22 protein-coding genes and 1 pseudogene are annotated in these 22153 nt (G+C 69.8%); 7 read left to right on the forward strand and 16 right to left on the reverse strand.

Features of this window, described 5'->3' with window-relative positions; genetic code table 11:
* Positions 1-120: 120 nt before the first annotated feature.
* Together O9344_RS05255 and O9344_RS05260 are read right to left on the reverse strand one after the other, a co-directional pair.
* A complete protein-coding gene (locus tag O9344_RS05255; RefSeq protein ID WP_298473746.1) occupies positions 121-966 on the reverse strand; it encodes a tetratricopeptide repeat protein in 846 nt (281 codons plus the stop codon).
* Between the two features lie 72 nt (positions 967-1038).
* On the reverse strand, positions 1039-2379 hold the full coding sequence (locus O9344_RS05260) for an NAD(P)/FAD-dependent oxidoreductase (RefSeq protein WP_298473749.1): 1341 nt from the start codon (positions 2377-2379) through the stop codon (positions 1039-1041).
* A 166-nt stretch (positions 2380-2545) separates the two neighbouring features.
* Between O9344_RS05260 and O9344_RS05265 the strand changes: the two are divergent.
* Positions 2546-3322: pseudogene (locus O9344_RS05265) on the forward strand (YiiX/YebB-like N1pC/P60 family cysteine hydrolase); the annotation flags it as partial.
* 40 nt (positions 3323-3362) lie between these two features.
* Here the strand turns inward: O9344_RS05265 and O9344_RS05270 are convergent.
* Genes O9344_RS05270 through O9344_RS05280 form a run of 3 tightly spaced genes read right to left on the reverse strand, consistent with a single transcriptional unit; the run spans position 3363 to position 6001 of the window.
* Complete coding sequence (locus tag O9344_RS05270) at positions 3363-4025, reverse strand: RraA family protein (RefSeq protein ID WP_298473752.1); 663 nt, start codon at positions 4023-4025, stop codon at positions 3363-3365.
* 50 nt (positions 4026-4075) lie between these two features.
* Positions 4076-4852, reverse strand: a complete 777-nt coding sequence (locus tag O9344_RS05275; protein ID WP_298473754.1) for an enoyl-CoA hydratase-related protein — start codon at positions 4850-4852, stop codon at positions 4076-4078.
* Between the two features lie 3 nt (positions 4853-4855).
* Positions 4856-6001 carry a CaiB/BaiF CoA-transferase family protein gene (locus O9344_RS05280; protein ID WP_298473757.1) on the reverse strand — a complete coding sequence of 382 codons (1146 nt, stop codon included), beginning with the start codon at positions 5999-6001 and terminating at the stop codon, positions 4856-4858.
* A gap of 230 nt (positions 6002-6231) precedes the next feature.
* On the opposite strand from O9344_RS05280, the gene trxA reads away from it, so the two are divergent.
* Complete coding sequence (gene trxA, locus O9344_RS05285) at positions 6232-7221, forward strand: thioredoxin (RefSeq protein WP_298473759.1); 990 nt, start codon at positions 6232-6234, stop codon at positions 7219-7221.
* 75 nt (positions 7222-7296) lie between these two features.
* Here the strand turns inward: trxA and O9344_RS05290 are convergent, their stop codons facing one another.
* On the reverse strand, positions 7297-8460 hold the full coding sequence (locus O9344_RS05290; protein WP_298473762.1) for an aminotransferase class I/II-fold pyridoxal phosphate-dependent enzyme: 1164 nt from the start codon (positions 8458-8460) through the stop codon (positions 7297-7299).
* Positions 8461-8604: 144 nt separating this feature from the next.
* Between O9344_RS05290 and O9344_RS05295 the strand changes: the two genes are divergently transcribed.
* Together O9344_RS05295 and O9344_RS05300 are read left to right on the forward strand one after the other, a co-directional pair.
* Positions 8605-9336 (forward strand): rhomboid family intramembrane serine protease, encoded by a 732-nt coding sequence (locus O9344_RS05295; RefSeq protein ID WP_298473764.1) that lies wholly within the window; start codon positions 8605-8607, stop codon positions 9334-9336.
* Between the two features lie 237 nt (positions 9337-9573).
* Positions 9574-10521: a hypothetical protein gene (locus O9344_RS05300; RefSeq protein WP_298473767.1), complete on the forward strand. Its 948-nt coding sequence runs from the start codon at positions 9574-9576 to the stop codon at positions 10519-10521.
* A 30-nt stretch (positions 10522-10551) separates the two neighbouring features.
* Here the strand turns inward: O9344_RS05300 and O9344_RS05305 are convergent, their stop codons facing one another.
* The 3 genes from O9344_RS05305 to O9344_RS05315 form a co-directional block, all read right to left on the reverse strand.
* Positions 10552-10854 carry a 4a-hydroxytetrahydrobiopterin dehydratase gene (locus tag O9344_RS05305; RefSeq protein WP_298473770.1) on the reverse strand — a complete coding sequence of 101 codons (303 nt, stop codon included), beginning with the start codon at positions 10852-10854 and terminating at the stop codon, positions 10552-10554.
* A gap of 369 nt (positions 10855-11223) precedes the next feature.
* Complete coding sequence (locus tag O9344_RS05310; RefSeq protein ID WP_298473773.1) at positions 11224-11739, reverse strand: prolyl-tRNA synthetase associated domain-containing protein; 516 nt, start codon at positions 11737-11739, stop codon at positions 11224-11226.
* A 17-nt stretch (positions 11740-11756) separates the two neighbouring features.
* Complete coding sequence (locus O9344_RS05315) at positions 11757-12386, reverse strand: TlpA disulfide reductase family protein (RefSeq protein WP_298473776.1); 630 nt, start codon at positions 12384-12386, stop codon at positions 11757-11759.
* 29 nt (positions 12387-12415) lie between these two features.
* On the opposite strand from O9344_RS05315, the gene argH reads away from it, so the two are divergent.
* Positions 12416-13813 (forward strand): argininosuccinate lyase, encoded by a 1398-nt coding sequence (argH, locus tag O9344_RS05320; protein ID WP_298473778.1) that lies wholly within the window; start codon positions 12416-12418, stop codon positions 13811-13813.
* A gap of 123 nt (positions 13814-13936) precedes the next feature.
* Positions 13937-14929 (forward strand): catalase, encoded by a 993-nt coding sequence (locus O9344_RS05325; RefSeq protein ID WP_298473783.1) that lies wholly within the window; start codon positions 13937-13939, stop codon positions 14927-14929.
* A 36-nt stretch (positions 14930-14965) separates the two neighbouring features.
* Here O9344_RS05325 and O9344_RS05330 read toward each other — a convergent pair whose 3' ends face one another.
* From O9344_RS05330 to O9344_RS05360, 7 genes are all read right to left on the reverse strand, one after another.
* Positions 14966-15283 carry a thiosulfate oxidation carrier complex protein SoxZ gene (locus tag O9344_RS05330; RefSeq protein ID WP_298473785.1) on the reverse strand — a complete coding sequence of 106 codons (318 nt, stop codon included), beginning with the start codon at positions 15281-15283 and terminating at the stop codon, positions 14966-14968.
* A gap of 10 nt (positions 15284-15293) precedes the next feature.
* Entirely contained in the window at positions 15294-15746 is a 453-nt protein-coding gene (locus O9344_RS05335; protein WP_298473788.1) for a thiosulfate oxidation carrier protein SoxY, read from the reverse strand.
* The gene (locus O9344_RS05340; protein WP_298473791.1) at positions 15743-17035 is read right to left on the reverse strand and encodes an NAD(P)/FAD-dependent oxidoreductase; all 1293 of its coding nucleotides are present in this window, start codon (positions 17033-17035) and stop codon (positions 15743-15745) included. Before O9344_RS05340 ends, O9344_RS05335 begins: the two co-directional genes overlap by 4 nt.
* A gap of 11 nt (positions 17036-17046) precedes the next feature.
* Entirely contained in the window at positions 17047-17346 is a 300-nt protein-coding gene (locus O9344_RS05345) for a c-type cytochrome (protein WP_298473793.1), read from the reverse strand.
* Positions 17343-18560, reverse strand: a complete 1218-nt coding sequence (locus O9344_RS05350) for a YeeE/YedE family protein (RefSeq protein WP_298473796.1) — start codon at positions 18558-18560, stop codon at positions 17343-17345. The genes O9344_RS05345 and O9344_RS05350 overlap by 4 nt, the downstream gene beginning before the upstream one ends.
* A gap of 299 nt (positions 18561-18859) precedes the next feature.
* Entirely contained in the window at positions 18860-19894 is a 1035-nt protein-coding gene (locus O9344_RS05355) for an MBL fold metallo-hydrolase (RefSeq protein WP_298473799.1), read from the reverse strand.
* A gap of 109 nt (positions 19895-20003) precedes the next feature.
* Complete coding sequence (locus O9344_RS05360) at positions 20004-21146, reverse strand: ABC transporter substrate-binding protein (RefSeq protein WP_298473802.1); 1143 nt, start codon at positions 21144-21146, stop codon at positions 20004-20006.
* Between the two features lie 102 nt (positions 21147-21248).
* On the opposite strand from O9344_RS05360, the gene O9344_RS05365 reads away from it, so the two are divergent.
* Complete coding sequence (locus tag O9344_RS05365; RefSeq protein ID WP_298473805.1) at positions 21249-22145, forward strand: LysR family transcriptional regulator; 897 nt, start codon at positions 21249-21251, stop codon at positions 22143-22145.
* The last annotated feature ends 8 nt before the right edge of the window (positions 22146-22153 follow it).

Genomic DNA, 22153 nt, shown 5'->3' on the forward strand with positions numbered 1-22153 from the left:
TCGTGCCGGGCTTTTTCGTTGGCCAGTGACTGAGGTCATGGGCGCCGCCTTCACCGCTCCCCGCCGGGAAGAGGTAAAGCGCACCGCCCGTCTCCCGTCATGCCCAATGGCTGGGGTGCCTCAGCCCCGCGGAGCCGGCGGGGAAGTGGGCGCCGCCGGCGGCGTCTGTCCCGCCCGCTGCGCCGTGCCACGCCGCTCCGCCTGCCGGATCTGCGCCCAGGAATTGGGCTGCGCCACCATGGCGCGGAGATAGGCCATGTTCTCCTCCGCCTCGGCGGGGGGAAGGTCCTTGCGGGCGATCTCCTCGGCCTCGGCGAAACGGCCCTGCAGCCCCACCACAAGGGCGAGGTTCTGCCGCGCCCGCTTGTCGGCCTGCGGATGGGCGGCGGCCTGGCGCAGGGTCTGTTCGGCCTGCGGCAGCTGGCGCGAGAGCGCATAGGACAGGCCGAGATTGGTGAGGATGGCGGGCTCGCCCGGCGCGATCTTCAGCGCGTCGTTGTAGAGGGTCTGCGCCTCCTGCGGCCGGCCCATCTGGTCGTAGATCGAGCCCTGCACATTGTAGATGCGCCAGTCCGGCTGGTCGGGGCGGTGGGCGCGCTGCAGCACCTGGAGCGCCTGGTCGTAGCGTCCGGCATCGGCCAGCGCCCGGCCGAACTCGCCGAGCAGGGCCATGTTGCGGCCGTCACGGATGGCGACGCGCTCCAGCACCGCGACCGCCTGCACGGCCTGTCCCGTGGCGCGCAGCGCCCGGCCGTAGCGGATGGCATTGGCGGTATCGCCGGGATTCGTACGGTAGCGCTCGGCGAGGCTCTCAAGCTGGGCGCGGGCGGCCTGTTCGGTCATCGGCGCCGAGCCGACGGATCCGGTGATGTCGCCGCCGCGGCGGGCGGTGAGCGAGCAGCCGCCGCACAGGAGGGCGGCCGAGACGAGCAGGGCGGCGAAGCGCAGGCGAGGGGCGACGGACATGACGAACTCCACGGGAGGTCCCGATGTCGTCCGGTCATAATCCGTTAACGTTAACGAGCCGCTAAGACGCCCTCAGCGGCGCCGGCCCTGCGACACCGGCGCCACCCAGCGCAACGCCTGGTCTGCCGCCCGCTCGCCCGAGGCGAAGGCCCCGCCCACCGTGCCCCACAGGCCCTCGTCGGTCGCTTCGCCGGCGATCAGCAGCCGCTGGCCGATGGGCTCGCCGAGGCGCAGGCGCTGCGGCGTCGCGCCGGGCCCTGCGACCGACCAGGCGCCGCGGATGAAGGGATCGGTCACCCAGGAGGTCACGTGGATCTCGCCGAGAGCGCGCCGCGCCTGCGGCCCGAACTCATTGCCTATGAACTCGGCGGCGAAGGCCTTCATCGCGGTTTCGCCGGCCGCCGCGAGGTCGCGGGCGAAGCGCCCGCCAATGTCGAGATACCACCAGTCCGAGCCGCCGATGCGGGCGAGCGGCTTGGCGGTGGCGGCGGTGTCGGCCTTCACCACGAAGGGCTCGTCCGGCTTGGCATCCATCGGATTGCCCGACAGGCGCACGATCAGGTGCTCATAGGTGCCGCAGGTGAGCGCTGCCACGGCGTCGAGCTGGCGCTTCGGCAGGGCGGGCGTGAAGCGGATGGACCCCGAGGCCAAAACCGAGGTGGAGACGGTGAGGATGACGGCGCGGGCGCGAAGCGTCCCCGCCGGCGTCTCGACCGCGACGCCGCGGCTGGACCAGTCGACCCTGGTCACCGGCGTCGACAGCCGGATGGGCAGGCCCTCGGCCAGCTTCGCGAGGATGGCGCCATAGCCCTGGCGGCAGAACAGGTCGCGGGTCTCGATGGCGTTGTAGAAGTCGACGCAGGAGATTTCCGAAGTCTCCTTGCCGGAATCCCAGGCGCCCTTGAGGAAGTCGATGGTGGCCGCCCAGTCGCGCAGGTTGGTCGGCATGGCCGCTGACAGCGGCACCTCGCGGCCCGCCTCGCCGGCCTCGAGGATCGCCCGCTGCGCCCGGACGAGAGCCGCCGCAAAGGTCTCCCACTCGCCCTCGCGGGGCGACCGGCCCTTGATCATCAGGCGCGGTCGGTCCGGGTCGTCGTAGAGGGTGAAGCCGGCGGCCCGCGCCAGCGGCACCACGGGATTGTCGGCGGGGGCATGGATCCAGTGGGCGCCGAGGTCCATCGGCATGCCGAAATTGACCGTGTCGACGATGCAGCGGCCCCCGGCCTGCGCCTTCGCCTCCAGCACGATCACCGAGCGGCCGGCGGCGGTCAGCTTGCGCGCCGCGGCGATGCCGGCCGCGCCCGCCCCGATGACGATGACGTCCACCTCGCTTGCCGGCTGGCGCGCGGTCTGGGCGAGCGCAGGGGCTGCGGGAAGGGCGGCGGAGGCGGCGAGCAGGCGGCGCCGGGTCATCAACGGTCCGTTCATCGTGCTTGGCGAATCCCGATCATCGGCTCGCCCTATAACACGCATTAGACGGCTTCATGGCGGTTCGGGTGCCGCGACGTGAACCCCTTGTCAACATGCTGCGACCCACACTCAGACCACAAGAAACGGACGTCCCTGGGGAGGGACCACCATGGGAGACCGCATTCTCGACGCCCTCGGGCGGCGGCTCGCCGCCATTCTCGACAAGCGCTCGCCCGGCTACGAGCCGACGACGCCGAGCGATCCACACGCGCTCGCCGCGACGCTGCGGCCCGGCGACATCCTCCTGGTGGAGGGCGACACCCGCATCTCCGCCGTCATCAAATACCTGACCCAGTCCACCTGGTCGCACGCCGCCATGTATGTCGGCCCGATCGCCGGCCGCACCGAGCCCGACGGCGAACCGCATGTGCTGGTGGAGGCCTATCTCGGCGAGGGCGTCATCTCGGCGCCGCTGTCGAAGTACCGCGACTTCCATACCCGCGTCTGCCGGCCGGTCGGCCTCACCGAGGAGGACCAGTGCCGGGCCTGCGGCTTCATGATCGAGCGCATCGGCCTCGACTACGACCTGAAGAACATCCTCGACATGCTGCGCTTCCTCATCCCGCTGCCCATCCCGGTGCGCTGGCGGCGGCGGATGATCGCCTTCGGCTCCGGCGACCCGACGCGGGCGATCTGCTCGACGCTGATCGCCCAGGCCTTCGAACAGGTGCGCTATCCGATCCTGCCGAAGATCGAGCGTTGCGCGAAAGAGGGGGAGCAGCGCGTGCGCGGCAAGGCGGCGCGGCGGGAGATCCTGCATATCCGCCACCATTCGCTCTATGCGCCGCGCGACTTCGACATCTCGCCCTACTTTGCCATCGTCAAGCCGACCATCCAGCGCGGCTTCAACTACAAGAAGCTGCAATGGGGCGACCGGCAGCACCCTGCCGCCCCGCCCCCGACGCTGGAGAGCGTTGCCTAAGGGTTTAGAGCAGTCCGTGCTTGGCAAAGGCCTCGGCGAGAGACATGCCGGCCTCGAGATCGGCGCGCATCCGCCGCTCGCCGGTGATCTTGCCCATCGCCGTGGAAAGCACCGCCAGCGCCGCCGCCCGCGGCACCACCACCACGCCGTCAACATCGCCGACGATGATGTCGCCGGGGGCGATGGCCACCTCGCCGATGCGGATAGCCGTGTCCTTCTCCACCATCATGCCGCGATATTGCGTGTCGGCCGGCGACAGCGCCCCGGTGAAGACCGGAAAGCCCATGGCGCGGATGGCCACCACGTCGCGCGCCGCGCCGTCGGTGAGGAACCCGGCAGCTTCGAGATAGCGGGCGCGGGTGGAGAGGAGTTCGCCCCAGGGGCCGATGGCGGTGTTGCCGCCGGTGGCCATGACGCAGACCTCGCCGGGCTTCAGGTCATCGACCAAAGCGATTTCGAGGTCGTAGATATTGGCGATGCGCTCGTGGATGACCTTGTAGGCGCCGGTGCGCGCCGGCCCGAACAGCACGGTGCCATCATCGACCGGGCGGATGGAGGCGGGCAGGATCTGGCGGTGGAAGCCGTGCTCGTCCAGCGCGTCGCAGACCGGCGCCGAGGCGATGAGCGGGCGCGCGGCTGCGATGATGTCGTCGAAGCTGTCGGTCATGGGCGTCCTCCTGATGATTTTGGATCAGGATAGGCGCCCCAGTGGTCCTGTCACCCCGCCTTCTTCGCAAGGAAGTTCTTCACCCCCTCCATGAAGGCCGGCTTCACGATGAGGCCGATCTGCGTTTCCCGCTCGGCGTCGAGTTGGGCGGCGAGGTCGCTCGTCTCGGCGCGGTCCATCAGCCGGCGGATCTCGAAGAACGCCTCCGCCGAGCCGCGGCCGAGGCGGGTGGCCAGCGCCCGGGCGGTCGGCAGGCAGTCCGCATCATCGACGCAGGTCCAGACGAGACCCCACTCCGCCGCCGTCTCGGCCGGCAGCTTGTCGCCGAGCAGGGCGAGTGCCCGGGCGCGGGCACGGCCGATGGCGCGCGGCAGGAACCACGTCACTCCGAGATCCGGCACGAGGCCGAGTTGCGGCCCGAAGGTCAGCACGAAGGAGGCCGAGCGTGCCGCGACCGCGATGTCGCAGACCAGCGCCAGACCGACGCCGGCCCCCGCCGCAACGCCGTTGATGGCGGCGACCGTCGGCTTCGGGAACTCATCGATGGCGAGGATCAGCGGGTTGAACAGGTCGCGCATCGAGGCGTTGACGCCCTCGCCGGTCGGGGCGAGCCCGCCGGCAAGGTCCGCGCCGGCACAGAAGCCACGGCCATTGCCGGTGATCACCAGCGCCTTCACGGCCGGGTCGACCCGCGCCGCCTCGATGAAGGCCAGAGCCCCGCGCACCAGCGCATCGTTGAAGGCGTTGAGCCGCTCCGGCCGGTTCAGCGTGAGGGTGGCGATGCCCTCGGAGACCTCGGTGGTGACGGCCGAACTCTCGACGGTCATGGGTCAGGTCCTTTCTGCCACCAGCCCGGAGGCGAGGGCGGCGTCGATCTCGGATGCGGCAAGGCCGGCCGCGGCGAGGATGGCGCGGGTGTCGGCGCCCGGCCCGCGGGCGTCGGGTGCGGCCTCGGTCGCGGTGACGGAAAAGCGCGGCGCCGGCTTCGGCACCGGCCCGGTCGGTGTCGCGACGAAGGTGCCGCGGGCGACATTGTGCGGATGGGTGGCCGCCTCGCGCGGATCGAGCACCGGCGCGTAGCAGATCTCCCGGCCGTCGAGCAGCGCCGACCAGTCGTCGCGGCTCTTCGAGCGGAACGTCTCGGCGATCGCCTGTCGCAGGTCCGGCCACATGGCCTTGTCCCACTGCTTCAGGAAGCGCGGATCGGTGAGGCCGAGGCCCTTCAGGAGCTCGGCATAGAATTGCGGCTCCAGCGAGCCGATGGAGACATATTTGCCGTCGGCCGTCTCATAGACGCCGTAGAAGGGCGCGCCGCCGTCGAGCATGTTGGCCTCGCGCGCGACCTTCCAGGTGCCGGCATTGATCATGCCGAAGATCATCGTGCCCAGCACTGCCGCGCCGTCCACCATGGCGGCATCGACCACCTGCCCCTTGCCGTTGGCCTTGGCGCTGTAGAGTGCCGCGACGATGCCGAGCGCCAGCATCATGCCGCCGCCGCCGAAATCGGCGGCAAGATTCAGCGGCGGAACAGGCGGCCGGTCGGCCGGCCCCAGCGGCCAGAGCATGCCGGAGAGGGCGAGATAGTTGATGTCGTGGCCGGGGGCGGGGCCATAGGGCCCGTCCTGGCCCCAGCCGGTCATGCGGCCATAGACGAGGCGTGGATTGGCTGTGAGGCAGACCTCGGGCCCGAGGCCAAGGCGCTCCATGACGCCCGGCCGGAAGCCCTCGACGATGGCATCGGCCCCCTGGAGGATCTTCAGCACGAGATCGGCGGCGCCGGGCGCCTTCAGGTCGACGGCGATGGAGCGGCGGCCACGGCCGAGCGCGTCGCCGGCATTCCAGGCGGTCTTGCCGGCGCGGTCGATGCGGATGATGTCGGCGCCGAGATCGGCCAGCATCATGGCGCAGAAGGGTCCGGGCCCCAGGCCCTGGAACTCCACGATGGTCACGCCGGCAAGCGGCCCCGTCCTCGTCACGTCAGTCCTCCCGACCGGTCTGTCGCGGCCCTGTGCTGTCGGGAACGCTAAAGGTGGCCTCCCCGCAGTCAAGGCGAGGCCGACCGGCCGTCCGGCCGATGCCGAAGGGCGGAGAGCCTTTGCGCCGCGCCGCACTTCGACGTTGCATTTTGCGGCCGAGCGGCCATCTATGCGGCGACGAATGATCAAGACCGTGCGCAGCCGGTGATGGCCGCGCCAGGGAGACCCACATGAGCGGCAATGGCGGCGCCCGGTTCGGCGCATCTTTCGGCGGATCCTTCGGCGGCGGCTATGGCGCCGCGCCCCAGCCGGCGGCGGCTGCGGCTCCCGTTGCCGCCCCGGCCGCGGCCGGCGACCTCATCAAGGACACCACGACCCGCGATTTCGTGAAGGACGTGCTGGAGGAATCCAAGAAGCAGCCCGTCCTCGTCGATTTCTGGGCCACCTGGTGCGGGCCCTGCAAGCAGCTCACCCCCGTGCTCGAGAAGGTCGTCCAGTCCTTCAAGGGCAAGGTGAAGCTGGTGAAGATGGACATCGACAAGCACCCGGAGATCGCCGGCCAGCTCGGCATCCAGTCGATTCCCGCGGTCATCGCCTTCGACAAGGGCCAGGGCATCGACGGCTTCATGGGCGCCCTGCCCGAGGGCCAGGTGAAGGCCTTCATCGACAAGCTGGTCGGTGGCAAGGTCAGCCCTGACCTCGCCGGGGCTCTCGCCGCCGCCGATGCGGCGCTGGTGGAGGGCGATACCGCCGGCGCGGCGCAGGTCTATGCGCAGGTCCTCGGCGTCGAGCCGGACAATCTCCATGCGCTGGCGGGCCTTGCCCGCTGCGCCATCGAGACCGGCGACCTTGAGCAGGCCAAGGCCATCCTCGCCGAGGTGCCGGCCGACAAGGCGAACGACAAGGCGGTGGCCGCCGCCCGCGCCGCGCTGGAACTGGCCGAGCAGGCCGCCGACCTCGGTCCCATCCACGAGTTCGAGCATCGCCTCGCCCAGGACCCGGCCGACCACCAGGCCCGCTTCGACCTTGCCGTGGCGCTCAACGCCAAGGGCCAGCGCGAGGAGGCGACCGACCACCTGCTGGAGATCTTCCGCCGCGACCGCACCTGGAACGAGGACGGCGCCCGCAAGCAGCTGGTTCAGTTCTTCGAGGCCTGGGGCCCGATGGATGAGGCGACCATTGCCGGCCGCCGCAAGCTGTCCTCGCTGCTCTTCCGCTGACGATCTCTCACCGAAACGACGAAGGGCCGGCTTGGAGCCGGCCTTTTTTGTTGTGCTGATCGGTGGGTCCGCGCCTCAGGCGTTCGCCGCCCGCAGCGCCCGGTCGATATCGGCATAGAGGTCGTCGACGGCCTCCAGGCCGACCGACAGGCGCAGGAGGTCGGTCGGGCAGGGGGAGCCCGCGCCCTCGATCGAGGCGCGATGCTCGATGAGGCTCTCGACACCGCCGAGCGAGGTGGCGCGCTTCCACAGTTCGACGCGCGCTGCAGCCGAGATCGCCGCCTGCTCGCCTGCCTTGACCCGGATCGACAGCATGCCGCCGAAACCGCCGGTCATCTGCCGCGCCGCGAGGGCGTGCTGGGGATGGGTGGAGAGGCCCGGATAGAGCACCTCGCCGACCATCGGATGGGCCGCGAGCTTCTCGGCCAGCGCCAGCGCGGCTTTCGCCTGCGCCTCGACACGCACATGCAGCGTGCGCATGCCGCGCATCAGGAGGAAGGCCTCGAAGGGACCGAGGATCTGGCCGTGCATGGAGCGCACGCGGCGCACCTTGGCCCAGAACTCGTTGGCCTCGCGGGTGACGAGCGCGCCTGCCACCACATCCGAGTGGCCGTTGAGATATTTCGTCGCCGCATGCATGACGATGTCGGCGCCGAGCGTCAGCGGCCGCGTCAGCACCGGCGTCGCGACGGTCGAATCCACCGCGCAGATGGCCCCCGCCGCATGGGCGATCTCGGAGATCGCGGCGATGTCGGAGACGGTCCAGAGCGGGTTCGACGGCGTCTCCAGCCAGACCAGCTTCGTCTTGCCCGGCACCACCGCCGCCTTGACCGCGGCGAGGTCCGCCGTGTCGACGAAGGTCGTCGTGTAGCCGTAGGTGGTGGCGTCATTCATCAGCCAGTTGCGCAGCGCCCAGTACATGACCGTCGGCGCGACGATGTGGGCACCCGCCGGCAGGGCCATGACGAGGGCCGTCGCCGCCGACATGCCGGAGCCGAGCAGCATGGTCTCGGCACCCTCCTCGAGGGCTGTCAGCACCGCCTCGCACTGGCGCACCGTCTGGTTGTCGGGGCGGCCATAGATGAAGCCGTTGCGGTACTGGTTGTCGGGATCGCGGATGAAGGTCGTCGCCACATGGATCGGCGTCACCACCGCATGGGTCTCGGCCTCCTCCCAGCCGAGGGCCTGGGCGGCGAGCGTGCGCGGCGCGAGGCCGTTGGTCGGGGGCTTGGCGGACATGCGGGATCCTCTGAAGGGCGGAAGGCAGGGCGCGGCAAGCCCGCGCTTCCATCATCCGCAACTACAACTCTCATATGATGGAATCAAGGGCGCCGTGCCGCGCCGGCCATGGCGGGGCGGGGTTCGGCACGCTACCTTCCCACCATGTTCCTCCCCCTCGCCGACAACAACCCCTATCGACGCATCGTCCAGCCCTACGTCACCTTCGCGCTGATCGCGCTGAACGTGGCGATCTTCCTGCTGACGACGGGCCTCGTGCCGGCGCAGAGCGCCCAGGCCAATGCGCTGGGCCTCGGCCTCATCCCGGCGATATTCACCGACGGGGCCATGCTGGCGCCGGACCTCCAGGTGGTGCCGTCCTGGGCGACATGGCTCACCTACATGTTCATGCATGGCGGCTGGATGCACCTCATCGGCAACATGCTGTTCCTCTGGGTCTTCGCCGACAATGTCGAGGACGCCATGGGCCATACGCGCTTTCTCGTCTTCTATCTGGTCTGCGGCCTGTTCGGCGCGGCGGTCCACCTGTTCTTCAATACGGGGTCGCAGGCGCCGCTGGTCGGTGCGTCCGGAGCCATTTCCGGCGTGCTCGCCGCCTATCTGCTGCTCTATCCGCGCGTCCGCGTCTTCGGCCTCGTCTTCAACATCATCCCGATCTCCATTCCGGTCTGGCTGGCGCTCGGCACCTGGGTGGTGCTGCAGGTCGTCCATCTCGTCACCGCCCATGGCGGCGCCACCGCCTGGTGGGCCCATGTCGGCGGCCTCGTCGCCGGCGCGGCGCTAGTCGCCGTGATGAAGCAGCCCGACGCCCAGCTCTTCAGCCACGAGCGCGTTCTGGCCGTCACTGTGCCGCGCATGCCGCTGCGTCGGCCGTGAGGCGGCTTTTGCCTCGCCGGGGCCTTTGGCCTACAGAGCGTGGAACAGAAGGCCATCCAGCGCGTTCGCGATTCGCGGGGGGACCATCATGACGAGTGTTAGGGACGTGGCGCGGCCGGCTCTATCGGACGCGCGGCGACTTTTCGCCACGCTTCGGCCCGAAGGCCGCCCTCACCGCTTCGCACAGATCGTCACGACCGGCGTCGCGACGACGGCCTGAACCGGGATCGCATCGCCTTGGACGTCGCTCCGCTCGTCTCCGCCTACCGCTACCGCTTCCATGTGCTCGACGCCTATGGCGCGCGCACCGGCGGTCTGGCGCGTCCGGCGGTGACCATCGAGGAGGCGCTGCGCCAGGCCGCCGCCGAGCTGAAGCTCGTCGCCGATCCGCCCGGCCAGCTGAAGCGTCTCGCACACCGCATCAATGCCGAGACCCGTGCCGCCCTGCGCGATGTCATCGCCCGGGCCGAGAACGACCTCGCCATCGCCATCACCCGCTTCGGCACCGATATTGGCGCGCCGCCGACCGGCCCGCATATCGACCTGCGCGCGACGCTCGACGGTCTCGATCGTGCCTATCGCGCCTTCGATCCGTCGCCGCACGATTTCGACGGCTGGTATGACCAGCTCGACGCACAGATCGCCCATCTTTCCGCCCTGCTGCAGCTGGAGAAGGATCTCGATGCGGCGCGCGGCGGCAGCTCGATCCGCGTCCCCAACCGTGGGCCGAACCGGCTGCGCTTGGTTCTCGTCGTCCTCGCGGTTGCGGCCATCGCCGCCCTTGGGGTTGCCGCGCTCACCATGGTCATGCGGCCGGGGGACAGCCCCTCGGCGCCCGACCAGCAGATCGCCGGTCCCGAGCAGCCGCGCCGGGTGCGCACCGTGCCCATCACCGTTGCCCCGACGCCCGCGGTCGATGCGCCGCCTGTTCCGACGCCGCAGGCCAGCGTCTGCCGCTCCTTCGAGCTGGAGGTCGGTTCCGACGGCGCCAACCTCGTCGACGCGCCGCTCGGCGGGCAGCCGGTGGCGCGCCTGCCGGCCGGCGAGAAGGTTCGCCTGCGCCAGGTGGTGGAACTCGGGCCCGCCCGCCTTGTCGAGGTGGAGGTGCCGGCGCGCAATGCCCGCGGCTTCATCGCCGAGCGGGAGCTGCGCCTGCCGGTGATGGCCTGGACCTGCGATCGCTGATCAGACCCCGGCGATGGAATCCATCGGGGGTTAGATGCCTGCGATGGAATCCATCGCTCGGGCCAGCGCCACGTCCTTCTCGGTGAGCCCGCCGGCATCGTGGGTGGAGAGCGTCACCTCGACGGTGCGATAGACGTTGAACCATTCGGGATGGTGGTCCATCGCCTCGGCGACGAGCGCGACGCGGCTCATGAACCCCCAGGCCTCCGAGAAGTCGCGAAAGGCGAAGCGCCGGGTGATGGCATCGCGGCCCTCGGCCTCGATCCAGCCGGGCAGGGCGGCGAGGGCGGCGCGCCGCTCGTCGTCGGTCAGTCTCTTCACGGTCTGCGCCATGCGGCCCTCTTGCGTCCTGTCCTGTCCAGCCCGGATCTAGGTCGCCCCGCGCCGCCGGCAAGCGGCGGGGCGGAAACGAAAACGGGCCGGCGCCTGAAGCGCCGACCCGCACGTTCGCGTCGGAGGGGATGACCGAACGTTCTGCCATCGGTGGGAACCGATGGGCTCGTCCCGTTCGTGCACCCCGGGGGGCTGGGGGGCTGAAGAGTCCGGGGCGGCGCGAGCCGGGGAACGAGGCAACGGTTGGAAGGTCGCCCCCGCTCTTGGCCCCACGGGGGCCGAATTGGGGCGGTAGCATGGCATGTCTCACCGCCGCGTGATCGGATGATCCGCGACGGGTAAGGGGCTACAGTCCGAGAGCCGCAGGCCTCAGGCAGCGTCCTGGCTGCAGGGCAGGATCAGTGGCGCGTGGCCGGTGGCGGTGAGGAACGTCACCAGGTCCTCGCGGCGTATCGAGGTCGTCGCCGTGTTCTCGAGCGGGTGATAGTTCAGGATCTCGTGTCGCATCATCGCCGCATCCAGCACCACGGTGACACGGCCGTCGGTGTCCGCAATGGCCCCGAAAGGCGTCACCGAGCCCGGCTTGACCCCCCAGACCTCCTCCAGGAGCTCGCCAGAGCCGAAGGACAGCCGCCCCGAGGCGCCGATCACCTCATGCAGGCGCTTCAGGTCGATCACCGCGTCCCCCAGCGCCACCACCAGGAACAGCCGGCCCTTCTTGTCCTTGAGGAACAGGTTCTTGGTGTGGCCGCCTGGGATGCTCTCCTTCACGTGCCGGCTCTCGGCGACGGTGAACACCGCCTCGTGCTCATGGGTCGTGGTGGCGATGCCAAGGCGCTCGAACAGGGCGAAGAGGGCGGCGCGCCGCGCGGCGATATCGGTCATGCCAGAGAATCCGTGTGTCAGCCGCCGAGCGCCGTGCGGATGAGCCTGAGCGCATCCTCGCTCGCCCATTCGGCAGGACCGGCGATGAAGCCCAATTCGCAGCCATTGCCGTCGATCAGCAGCGTGGTGGGCATGCCGAAGGCGCGACCGGCAGTCTTCAAGTCCTGAAAGATGCGGGCGCTGTGGTCGTTGTAATTGGCGAGCTTGGTGATGCCGGTCTCGGTCAGCCAGGTCGCCGCCCGGTCGGGATTGCGGGTGTCGATATTCACCGCCACCACCTCGAAGCGCTCGCTGCCCAGCGTCTCCTGCAGGCGGTCGAGCGCCGGCATCTCGTGGCGGCAGGGGGCGCACCACGTGGCCCAGAGGTTGAGCAGCACCATGCGGCCGCGGAAGTCGGCCATGGTGAGCTGCCGCCCATCGGGCGCCTTGAAGGAAAGGTTCGGCGCCACCATCGGCGCCTCGGTGACCTTGAAGGCCGCGACTTCGCCGCGGGCGAGGGGCTGGAGCTTCGCGGCGGTGGCGCGCGCTGCGGTGCAGGCGGCGCTCGACGCATTGCGCGCCGGGCCACCGGTCCAGTAGAAGGCGATTGCACCGGCGCCCAGACCGATCAGTCCTGCCACGAGGATGGTCATGCGGGCGCGGGACAACAGCTCTTCTCCTTCGCAGGGACGTGACGATGACCAAAGCCGACACTGCCGGCAATACCATGTGGGGCGGCCGCTACGCTTCCGGCCCGGCCGCCGTGATGGAGGACATCAACGTCTCGATCGATTTCGACAAGCGTCTCTATAGGCAGGACATCGCCGGCTCGAAAGCCCATGTGGCGATGCTGGCCGAACAAGGCATCGTGAGCCGCGATGACGAAGCCGCGATCACCAAGGGCCTCGACAAGGTTCTTGCGGAGATCGAGGGCGGCACCTTCGTCTTCAAGCGCGCGCTCGAGGACATCCACATGAACGTGGAGGCGCGCCTCGCCGAGATCATCGGCGCGCCCGCCGGCCGGCTGCACACCGCCCGTTCGCGCAACGACCAGGTCGCCACCGACTTCAAGCTCTGGGTGCGCGATGCCGTCGACGGCCTCGACGCCCAGCTGAAGGACCTGCAGAAGGCCCTCGCGGAGAAGGCCCTTGCCGAGGCCGCCACCGTCATGCCCGGCTTCACCCACCTGCAGGTGGCCCAGCCGACCACCTTCGGCCACCACCTCCTCGCCTATGTCGAGATGGTCGGGCGCGACCGCGGCCGCTTTTCCGATGCGCGCAAGCGCCTCAACGAGAGCCCGCTCGGCGCCGCCGCCCTCTGCGGCACCTCCTTCCCCATCGACCGGCACATGACCGCGAAGGCCCTCGGCTTCGACCGTCCGACGGCGAACTCGCTCGACAGCGTCGCCGACCGCGATTTCGTCATGGAGAGCCTTGCCGCCGCCACCATCACCGCCGTGCACCTCTCCCGCCTCGCGGAAGAAATCGTCATCTGGTGCTCCTCGCCCTTCTCCTTCGTGACCCTGTCGGACGCCTTCTCCACCGGCTCCTCGATCATGCCGCAGAAGCGCAACCCGGACGCCGCCGAGCTGGTGCGCGCCAAGGTCGGCCGCGTCCTCGGCGCCTTCAACGCCATCGTCGTGGTGCTCAAGGGCCTGCCGCTGACCTACCAGAAGGACATGCAGGAGGATAAGGAGCCGACCATGGACGCGCTCGCCTCCTTGTCCCTCGCCATCGCCGCCACGGCCGGCATGGTCCGCGACCTGAAGGCCAATGCGCCGGTGATGAAGAAGGCCGCGGGCCAGGGCTATTCCACCGCGACCGACCTTGCCGACTGGTGCGTGCGCTCCCTCGGCATCCCCTTCCGCGAGAGCCACCACATCGCCGCCAAGGCGGTGGGTGTCGCCTCGGCCAAGGGCCTGCCGCTGCACAAGCTCAGCCTGGCCGACATGCAGGGCGTCGACAAACGCATCACCGCGGATGTCTTTTCGGTGCTGTCGGTGTCGAAGTCGGTGGCGAGCCGCACCAGCTATGGCGGCACCGCGCCGAAGAACGTGCGGGCGCAGGCGAAGCGCTGGCTGAAGAAGCTCGGCTGAGCCGGCTGATCACGAAGGCGTGACGCAGGGGAAGGGTTCCGGTTGTAACGGCCGGGGCCCTCTCGGACGTACCCTCCTCAAGCCGACCGCTATCGAAGGCGGCGGCATGACGGAGGGTCCCCGATGCACCGCAAGCCCGCAGTTCTGAGCCTCATCCTGTCCGCCGCCATGGTCGCGCCCTTCGGCGCCGCCTCCGCCCAGGACTTCGACCCCGCGCCCATCGTCGAGATCATGCGGGCCAATGCGGGGCCCGGCACCCATCGGCCGAGCGGCGCCAAGGGCCGCTGCTATGCCGCCGAATTCGTCCCCGCCGCCGCGGCGCGCGACCTCTCCAAGGCGGTGATCTTCACGCGCACCACGCCGGCTCTCGTCCGCTTCTCGGTCGGTGGCGGCAATCCGAATGTCGCCGATGGCTCGCGCGGCGGCAATCGTGGCCTTTCCATCCGCATCGACGGCGACGGGCCGGGCCAGACCGAATTCGTTATGGTCAATGCGCCGATCAACTTCGCCAAGAGCCCGGCGCAGATGCTGGCCTTCCTCGAATCGCGCCGCCCCGGCGCCAACGGCCAGCCCGACCAGGACAAGATCCGCGCCTTCAACGAGGCGAACCCCGAGACGCTGGGGCAGGGTCGCTATCTCGCCAGCCAGCCGATCCCCGGCTCCTGGGTCGGCGTCAATTACTGGGCGCTGCACGCCTATACGCTGACCAATGCCGCCGGTGCCCGCCAGATCGTCCGCTTCCGCTGGGAGCCGCTCGACGGTCGCGTCGACCTCACCGATGACGAGGCCCGCGCCAGGCCCCGTGACTTCCTCGCCGACGAGATCGCCGGACGCCTCGCGGCGAACCGGCCCACGGGCCTGCGCATGATGGCAATCATCGGCCGTCCCGGCGATCCGACCAACGACGTGACCCGCCGCTGGGATGACGAGGATACCCGCCGCGCCGTCGAACTCGGCGTGCTGCATGTGCGCGCCGCCACCGACGCCGCCCGCTGCGACAGCCAGATCTTCGCGCCGACCATCCTCGCCGATGGCATCGACGGCCCGGCGGAGGACCCGATGTTCGCGGTCCGCACGCCGGCCTACGCCATCTCCATCACCAAGCGGCAGAACTGAAGCCGGCAAAAGTCATCGCGCGAATAGTGCGGCGGGTCAGCTCACGCTGATCCGCTGCGTCGCGCGATACTCGCGGCCGTCCTCTTCGCGCCAGACGAAGGTGAGGGCCGTGGTCTTCTCGAAGCGGGCGATGAAGGCGAGATAGGGGTTGGCCGAGGTGCCGTTCCTGAAATCCGCGGCGAAGAGCAACTCGCCGTCGGCAAGAGCCTCGAAGCGGACGATCATCTTGCGCGGAACGGTCTGGCCGCCCTGCTGGCGCAGGCCCGTCTCCATCGGATGGTCGATCAGCGTGCGGATCTCGATGGGCTCGCCGGCCTTGGCGCTCGCCGGCATTCTGATGCGGGGGGTGCTCATCGTCCGGTCCTCACGTCAGGCAGCCGCCGGTGCTCACCGCCACGCGCGCGGCGGCGCGGCGCACCGAGCCATCGGCCATGCGCGCATAGGCGAGCAGCACCTGGCCCTCGGCAAGGCGGATGCGGGCGCTGACCTCGGCGCGGGCAAGGCCCGCCCCGAGCTGGTAGCTGGCGACGCCCGGCGTCGGGTTGCGGGTGGCGAAGAGGTGGATCGCCGTGCAGCGATCCTCGCTCCGCATGGCCGAATGCACCGTGACGGTCACCGGCACGAAGGCGCCGTTCTCGGCCGTCTCAGGCACTTTCAGCGTGATGCCGCCCTCGGAAGCCTCGGCGGCGCCGACCTTCTCACGGATCGCTGCCGCAACCTCGGCCGGGATGGCCTCGCTCGCCGCCGCGCCCGAGAGCGCCACGAAGCCGAGGAGGCCGCCGATGGCGAGCCGCCGGTCGATCAGGATCGCGCTCACGAGAAGGCGTCCTTGGTGATGGACGCATACCAGGCGTCGGCATGGAGCGCCTCGAGGCGGCGCTGCTCCCGCTGCTGGGCAAGCGGCCCGCGCGGCGACACGCCGCCCGAGTTCGGCGTCTCGGCGAAGCCGGTATCGGTCGGGCGGAACACGCCGACGACGGAGATGCCGTATTCGTCGCCGACATGGCTGTAGCAGGTGTTGAAATACACGGTCGGACCGGGCGCCGGGCGGCCTTCCAGCGCCGCCGCTGCCGCCGCCACCGCGACCTTCGAGGTCGAATTGGCGATGTAGCCCGACTTCGGCATGACCTGGCCGATATTGGCGTCGCCGATGACATGGATGTCGCGCGCCCGCACCGCTTCAAAGGTCAGCGGGTTCACCGGCACCCAGCCGGTCTCGTTGGTGAGGCCGGCATCGATGGCGATCTTCGCCGCCGACTGGGGCGGGATGACATTGCCGACATCGACCTTGTGGCGCGTGCCGAGCTCGGTCTCGAAGATCTTCTCCCGCACGTCGACCTTGGTCACGCGACCGTCCTTGTTCAGCGGCACCCACTCGATCATGCCGGGATAGAGCTCGTTCCAGGCATCCTGGAACAGGCCCTGCTTGGAGAAGGCGTCCTTGGCGTCGAGCGCGATGATCTTGGCGCGCGGCTTGTGCTTCTTCAGGTAGCTCGCGACCATGCTGATGCGCTCGTAGGGGCCGGGCGGGCAGCGGAAAGGGTTCGGAGGGATGGCGAAGCCCACCACGCCGCCATCGGGCAGCGCTTCGAGCTGGCGGCGCAGCAGCGTCGTCTGCTCGCCCGCGCCGGGGACCCAGGCATGGGGCAGCGTCTCGGCGGCGGCCTCATTGTAGCCCTCGATGGCGTTCCATCGGATGGCGATGCCCGGCGACAGGATCAGCTTGTCGTAAGGCACGGTCTGGCCGCCGCGCAGCCGAACGGTCTTGGCCGTCGCGTCGATGCCGTCCGCCCAGTCCTGCACGACGCGGACGCCGCGGGCCTTGAGGCCGTCATAGGAATGGGTGATCTGCGGCAGCGTCCGCTCGCCGGCGAGCAGCAGGTTGCCATAGGGGCAGGTGACGAAGGTCGCCTTGGGCTCGATCAGCGTCACCTCGAGGCGCGGGAAGGCGATGCGGGCATAGCGGGCGGCCGAGGCGCCGCCGAAGCCGCCGCCGATGACGACGAGGCGGCCGGTGGTCTGGGCGCGAACGATGCCGGGGGCGGAGAGGGTGAGGCCGGCGGAGGCGGCGGCGAGCGAGAAGGCGCGGCGGGTGAGGCGGGTCATGTCGGGTCTCCTCAACGCAGGCCGGCGAAATAGGCGGCGAGTTCGGCGACTTCCGCGTCGTTAAAGCCGCGGGCGATGCGGTTCATGATCGAGGCCGGCCGCTCATTGGCGCGGAAGGCCGCCCAGCTCTGCACGAAGGCCTCGCGGTCATAGCCGGCGATGCGCGGCACCGAGCCTTCGCCGGCCCCTGCCGGGCCGTGGCAGCCGGCGCAGGACAGGGCGATCAGCGGCGCGGGCGCCGATTGTGCGAGGGCGGCAGCCGGGGCCAGCGCCAGGGCAAGCCCGAACAGGGCGGGACGAAGTCGGGTCATCGGGACGGGGCTCCATCAAGTCCGAAGAGCGGCCTCAGTTTCAGGCCGAGCCAGTTGCCAGGAAGGGCGGCGGCGACCCAGAGCCAGCCATGCAGGCTGCCCGAGGCGACGCCGGAGAAGAAGGCGGAGATGTTGCAGCCCGTGGCGACGATGGCGCCGACGCCGATCATCAGCCCGCCGATGAGGCTGCCGAGCGCCGCGCCAACCGGGATCCGCAGGGAGGGGGCGAAGCGGCCGGCGGCGAGCGCGGCGGCCAGCGCGCCGGCCATCACCGCGACGTTCATGATGCTGGTGGCATCGGCGAGAAGCGGCCGCATCATCGCCTCGACCCGGGTCGGCTCCTCCCAGAAGGGCCAGAAGACCGGATCGGCGAGGCCGGTCGCTTCCGCCGCCTTCGAGCCCCACAGGGCGAAGGCCTGCGTCACGCCCCAGGGGCGGCCGGCGGCAAGGAGCGTCGCGGTATTGAGCACGGCGAGGGCCAGCGCGCCCCAGGCATAGGGCCAGGGCCCGGTGAGGAGGTTGCCGCCGCCGGTGATCGGCGCGAGGCCGTCGGTGCGCCGGCGCTCCCACGCGACAAGGCCGGCATAGGCGGCGGCGAAGAGGAGGGCGTGGAGGGCGAGCGCCGGCCAGAGCCCGAGCAGCGCGGGCAGCGACACCGCCGGTGCCGCCGGCAGGCCCTCCCAGAGCGGATAGGCGAGCGCCGCCAGCGTCGCGCCGGTGATGGCGGCAAGAAGCGTGATCACCATCCGCACCGAGCCGCCGCCGACCGTGTAGAGCGTCCCTGAGACGCAGCCGCCGGCGATCTGCATGCCGATGCCGAAGACGAAGGCGCCGAGCGCCACACCAAGGCCCAGCGGGAAGGTGAAGCCGCGCACCGGCTGGCCGAAGACCTCGCCCTGAGCGATCAGCGGCAGGAACAGCGCCACGGCCACGGCGAGCATGAGCACCTGCGCCCGCACATGGGCGGTGCGCCCCTCCGCCATCAGCACGCGCCAGCCATGGCTGAAGCCGAAGGCGGAATGGTAGAGGGCAAGCCCAAGCAGCAGGCCGATCACGCCGAGGGCGACAAGCCGGCCGGAGCCGAGCGCCACGAGGACGCCGAGCGCTGCGGCGACCGCGAGCGCGGCCCCGGCGAGGCGTCCTGCCAGCGGGGGCGGCGCGGCGAGGGTGAGGCTGGTGTGATCCGACGGCATGGACGGGGCGGCGAAGGGCATCCGGGGCGAACCCGCCGTGACCTTTGCCGTCAGGCGAGAATTATTTATTATCGCATCCCCAATTATACGGATGCAAACAGAAAATTATTCCTTTCTGTCGCCTCATATGGAAGAAGGGCATCGCATCTCCGCGAAACGGGAGAAACGGCTGCGATGACGGCCGGTGAGCCGCGCGATCGGCCCTGAGGGGCAACGTCACCGGACTCTGACGCCGCGTGGAGGAAAAAGCGCAGTGGCAGGTCAGTCGCCAGGCAGGTCGGGCGCCATGCATGTCGGGCGCCTTGTCGGCGCAGGGCGTGTCAGCCTTTCCAGGCTTCCATTGTGGCGCGGGCACATTCGTGCATGACGGTGAGGGCCCGCTGTGTCGCAGCCGTGCCGATCACGAAGGGGTTGGGGCGGCCCTCTCCCATGCGCGCCAGCTTGTCGACCGCCTCGTCGTAGATCGGATGGTTCGAGATGAAGACGTCCATCCCCTCCCGCCCGGCACGGTCGCGCACGCGCGCGGTGCCGTCGATATAGGCCTGGAGCCTGACGAGGCGATCGGGACGGCGGCCGAAATTGAACGCCGTGCCGCCCCAGAGCAGAGCGCGATGGGTGCGGGCGCCGTCGCGCACGTCGAAGGCCAGCGAGATCGTGCCCATCGTGTGGCCGGGCGTGAGGATCACCGCGACGCTGGTGTCGCCGAGGCGCAGGACGCTGCCATCCTCGACGGCCATGTCGCGCTGCGGCGGCCTGCCCCAGTCCGGCCGGTCGAACTCGAGCTGCGTCTCCATCATGGTCCAGTCGAGGGATGATGCGACGATCCGCGGCGCGTATCGGCGCTTGAGATAACCGACGCCGCCATAATGGTCGCCATGGCCATGGGTGACGATCACCATCTTGATCGCTGCGGGGTCGAGCCCCAGGCGCCGCATCCCGGCATCGACGATGTGTTCGGCCTCGTCGTCATTGTCCATGGCGTCGATGAGGATGATGCCCTCGGAGGTGACGAGCGCCCAGGCGCTCACCCAGCGGCTGCCGACGAAGAACAGGTTGTCGAAGGCCTTGCCGGGGGGCGGTGCCGGCAGGCGCATCAGCTCGTCCGGCGACATGGGCCGGGCTCCGGGCGTCGGGGCGACGATCTCGGAGAGGCGCAGATTGGCGAGAAGATCGTCGCCGGCGGCTGCCCGCGCTGCCGCAAGATGCCGCTGCACGGCGGCCGACTGGGCCCGGACCGGATCGGCGGGCAGGGCCGCCATGGCGCAGCAGGCGAAAGCCATGGCCAGAAGATCACGCCGGGACGGATCGACCGCTTCAGCGCGAAGCGGCGGGGTCGGCGACTTGCGGAAGAACATGGCGGTCTCCTCGTGATCGATCGGCGGAAGGGGTTGCGATGCGCCGGCGGAATCCCGGGCGGGCAGGGTGATCCTCTGCGCGCCCGGTCGCAACCGGTGCGCTGGGCCATCAGACCTCGACGATGTAGACGCCCCGGGTGCCCGTGGGATTCGGGCCCTCGGCTGGTCCGATAATGTGTTCGAACTGGGTCTTGAGACGCTCGACCCGGGTCCGGTCCTTCATGAACACGCGGAAGCGCAACGGATCGGTGTTGAAATTGCCGATCGGCCCGACATTGCCGGCGGCCGGCACGTCGCGCCGCACCGACCATTGCGTCGTGCGGGCGATGGTCGCGTCACGCGAGGCCATCCAGCTGACATAGAGCCGGGCGGCCTCCTTGTGGCGGGCTTCCCTGAAGATCGCCCCGGTCTGCGGCCAGGACAGGAACACATCCTTGCGCGGCAGGATGAACCGCGACGTGGCGTTGGCCGGCGGCGCGAAGGTCCCCGAGGCGGTGAAGGTGACGGCGCGCTTGCCCTCGCCAACCGCGAGCCGGGCCGGCACCGTGCCGCGGATCCACAGCACGTCCTGGCGAATCAGCCGCTCCATGTAGTCCCAGCCATGGGACTGCACGATCCGGTCGAACTGGTGGAGCACGGCGTCGTCGTCGTGGGGATAGGTCAGCACGATGCGGCCCTTGAGCCTGGGGTCGAGATAGTCCACCGCGTCTCGCGGCGCCTCGCCCTCCGCGATCATCGCGGGATTGTAGCTGTTGCTGAAGGCGATCACGCCGATCCCGGCAAAGGCGCCGTCGGGATCCTTGTAGCCGGGTGCGATCGCATCCCAGTCGAGTGGCTTGTAGGCCAGAAGCTGGCCCTCGTCCTTCCACCGGTCGAAATCCTGCAGCGTCTGCAGGACGGCCACGTCGGCCTCCAGCCTGCCGCGGGCCAGCTGCAGGTCGATCCGGGCGTCGTGATACTTGCTCAGATCGGTGACGATCTTGATCGACATGCCGGGGAAGCGGGCCATGAAGGCGCGCTCGACGCCGGCATAGGCGTTGGGAATATCGCCACCAGCATAGACGACGAGCTTGCCGCCCTCGGCGAGGGCCGCGCGATGGATATCATCGAGGCTGCGCGTCTCGACATCGGGAGCGGGTCGCAGCGGCACGGGATCCGCCTTCAGCCGCGCTGCCGCGAGGAGGACGGGGGCACTGAGGGCATAGCCGAGCAGGCGGCGGCGGTCGGGGGCAGGGGGCGTTTGGCGGGTCACGAGGCTTTTCCCAAAGACGGTTCGAGCGATATCCCGCGAAACGTTAGACGACACAAACCACAGCCGATTGATAAATTATATCAACTAGAGATATAAAACCGCATGGATCGTCTCGCCGAGATCGAAGCCTTTGTCTGCACCGCCGATCTCGGCAGCCAGGCCGCCGCCGCCGATGCCCTCGGTTTGTCGCGCATGGCCGTCAGCCGTCTTCTCCGACAGCTGGAGACACGAATGGGCGTGCCATTGCTCTACCGCACCACACGGCGGCAGACGCTGACCGAAGCCGGCGCCCGGTTCCTGGCCGAGGCGCGCACGCTGGTCGAGCGCTACGGCGACCTGACGAGCGCGACGAAGACGCCCGAGGGTGGCATCAGCGGCACCTTGCGGATCAGCGCGCCGGTGTCCTTCGGCTCGCGGCATGTCATGCCACTGCTGCCGGCCTTCGCCGCGCTCTATCCCCGCGTGCTGTTCGACGTCGTGCTGAGCGACCGGCAGGTTCACCTCACCGACGAGGGGTTCGATCTCGCCCTCCGGATCACGGCGGACGGCGGCTCTGCCGTTCGTGGCACCCGCCTGGCGACCGCTCGAACCATCATCTGCGCCGCGCCCGCCTATGTCGCGGCCCGCGGCATGCCGCTCGCCCCGGCCGATCTCAGCCAGCATAACTGCCTGCGCTACGCCTATAGCGCCGAGACCAACACCTGGCCGCTTGTCGATGCGTCCGGCGCGGTGACCAGGGTCGAGCCTCAGGGCAACCTCGTCTGCAACAATGGCGACGCGCTGCTCGCGGCGGCCATCGCCGGCCAGGGCATCATCCAGCAACCCGCCTTCATCGTCGCCCCGGAGATCCGGGCCGGCCGCCTGATGCGGCTTCTCGGCCAGTACCGGACCCGCGAACTGACCATCTCCGCGGTCTATGCCCCCGCGGCTCGGCCCCAAGCGAAGATCCTGACCTTCATCGATTTCCTAGTCGATCGATATGCCGGCGAGAGCTTCTGAGGCGAGGC

Origin of the sequence: Phreatobacter sp. (genome assembly GCF_027532945.1) — a bacterium.
GTDB lineage: Bacteria > Pseudomonadota > Alphaproteobacteria > Rhizobiales > Phreatobacteraceae > Phreatobacter.

What these genes read in the sequence shown, in the direction of transcription:
- O9344_RS05255 (WP_298473746.1), bottom strand. Translation starts at nt 966, where the DNA reads ATGTCCGTCGCCCCTCGCCTGCGCTTCGCCGCCCTGCTCGTCTCGGCC.
- O9344_RS05260 (WP_298473749.1), bottom strand. Translation starts at nt 2,379, where the DNA reads ATGACCCGGCGCCGCCTGCTCGCCGCCTCCGCCGCCCTTCCCGCAGCC.
- O9344_RS05270 (WP_298473752.1), bottom strand. Translation starts at nt 4,025, where the DNA reads ATGACCGACAGCTTCGACGACATCATCGCAGCCGCGCGCCCGCTCATC.
- O9344_RS05275 (WP_298473754.1), bottom strand. Translation starts at nt 4,852, where the DNA reads ATGACCGTCGAGAGTTCGGCCGTCACCACCGAGGTCTCCGAGGGCATC.
- trxA (WP_298473759.1), top strand. Translation starts at nt 6,232, where the DNA reads ATGAGCGGCAATGGCGGCGCCCGGTTCGGCGCATCTTTCGGCGGATCC.
- O9344_RS05290 (WP_298473762.1), bottom strand. Translation starts at nt 8,460, where the DNA reads ATGTCCGCCAAGCCCCCGACCAACGGCCTCGCGCCGCGCACGCTCGCC.
- O9344_RS05295 (WP_298473764.1), top strand. Translation starts at nt 8,605, where the DNA reads ATGTTCCTCCCCCTCGCCGACAACAACCCCTATCGACGCATCGTCCAG.
- O9344_RS05305 (WP_298473770.1), bottom strand. Translation starts at nt 10,854, where the DNA reads ATGGCGCAGACCGTGAAGAGACTGACCGACGACGAGCGGCGCGCCGCC.
- O9344_RS05310 (WP_298473773.1), bottom strand. Translation starts at nt 11,739, where the DNA reads ATGACCGATATCGCCGCGCGGCGCGCCGCCCTCTTCGCCCTGTTCGAG.
- argH (WP_298473778.1), top strand. Translation starts at nt 12,416, where the DNA reads ATGACCAAAGCCGACACTGCCGGCAATACCATGTGGGGCGGCCGCTAC.
- O9344_RS05325 (WP_298473783.1), top strand. Translation starts at nt 13,937, where the DNA reads ATGCACCGCAAGCCCGCAGTTCTGAGCCTCATCCTGTCCGCCGCCATG.
- O9344_RS05330 (WP_298473785.1), bottom strand. Translation starts at nt 15,283, where the DNA reads ATGAGCACCCCCCGCATCAGAATGCCGGCGAGCGCCAAGGCCGGCGAG.
- O9344_RS05340 (WP_298473791.1), bottom strand. Translation starts at nt 17,035, where the DNA reads ATGACCCGCCTCACCCGCCGCGCCTTCTCGCTCGCCGCCGCCTCCGCC.
- O9344_RS05345 (WP_298473793.1), bottom strand. Translation starts at nt 17,346, where the DNA reads ATGACCCGACTTCGTCCCGCCCTGTTCGGGCTTGCCCTGGCGCTGGCC.
- O9344_RS05350 (WP_298473796.1), bottom strand. Translation starts at nt 18,560, where the DNA reads ATGCCCTTCGCCGCCCCGTCCATGCCGTCGGATCACACCAGCCTCACC.
- O9344_RS05355 (WP_298473799.1), bottom strand. Translation starts at nt 19,894, where the DNA reads ATGTTCTTCCGCAAGTCGCCGACCCCGCCGCTTCGCGCTGAAGCGGTC.
- O9344_RS05365 (WP_298473805.1), top strand. Translation starts at nt 21,249, where the DNA reads ATGGATCGTCTCGCCGAGATCGAAGCCTTTGTCTGCACCGCCGATCTC.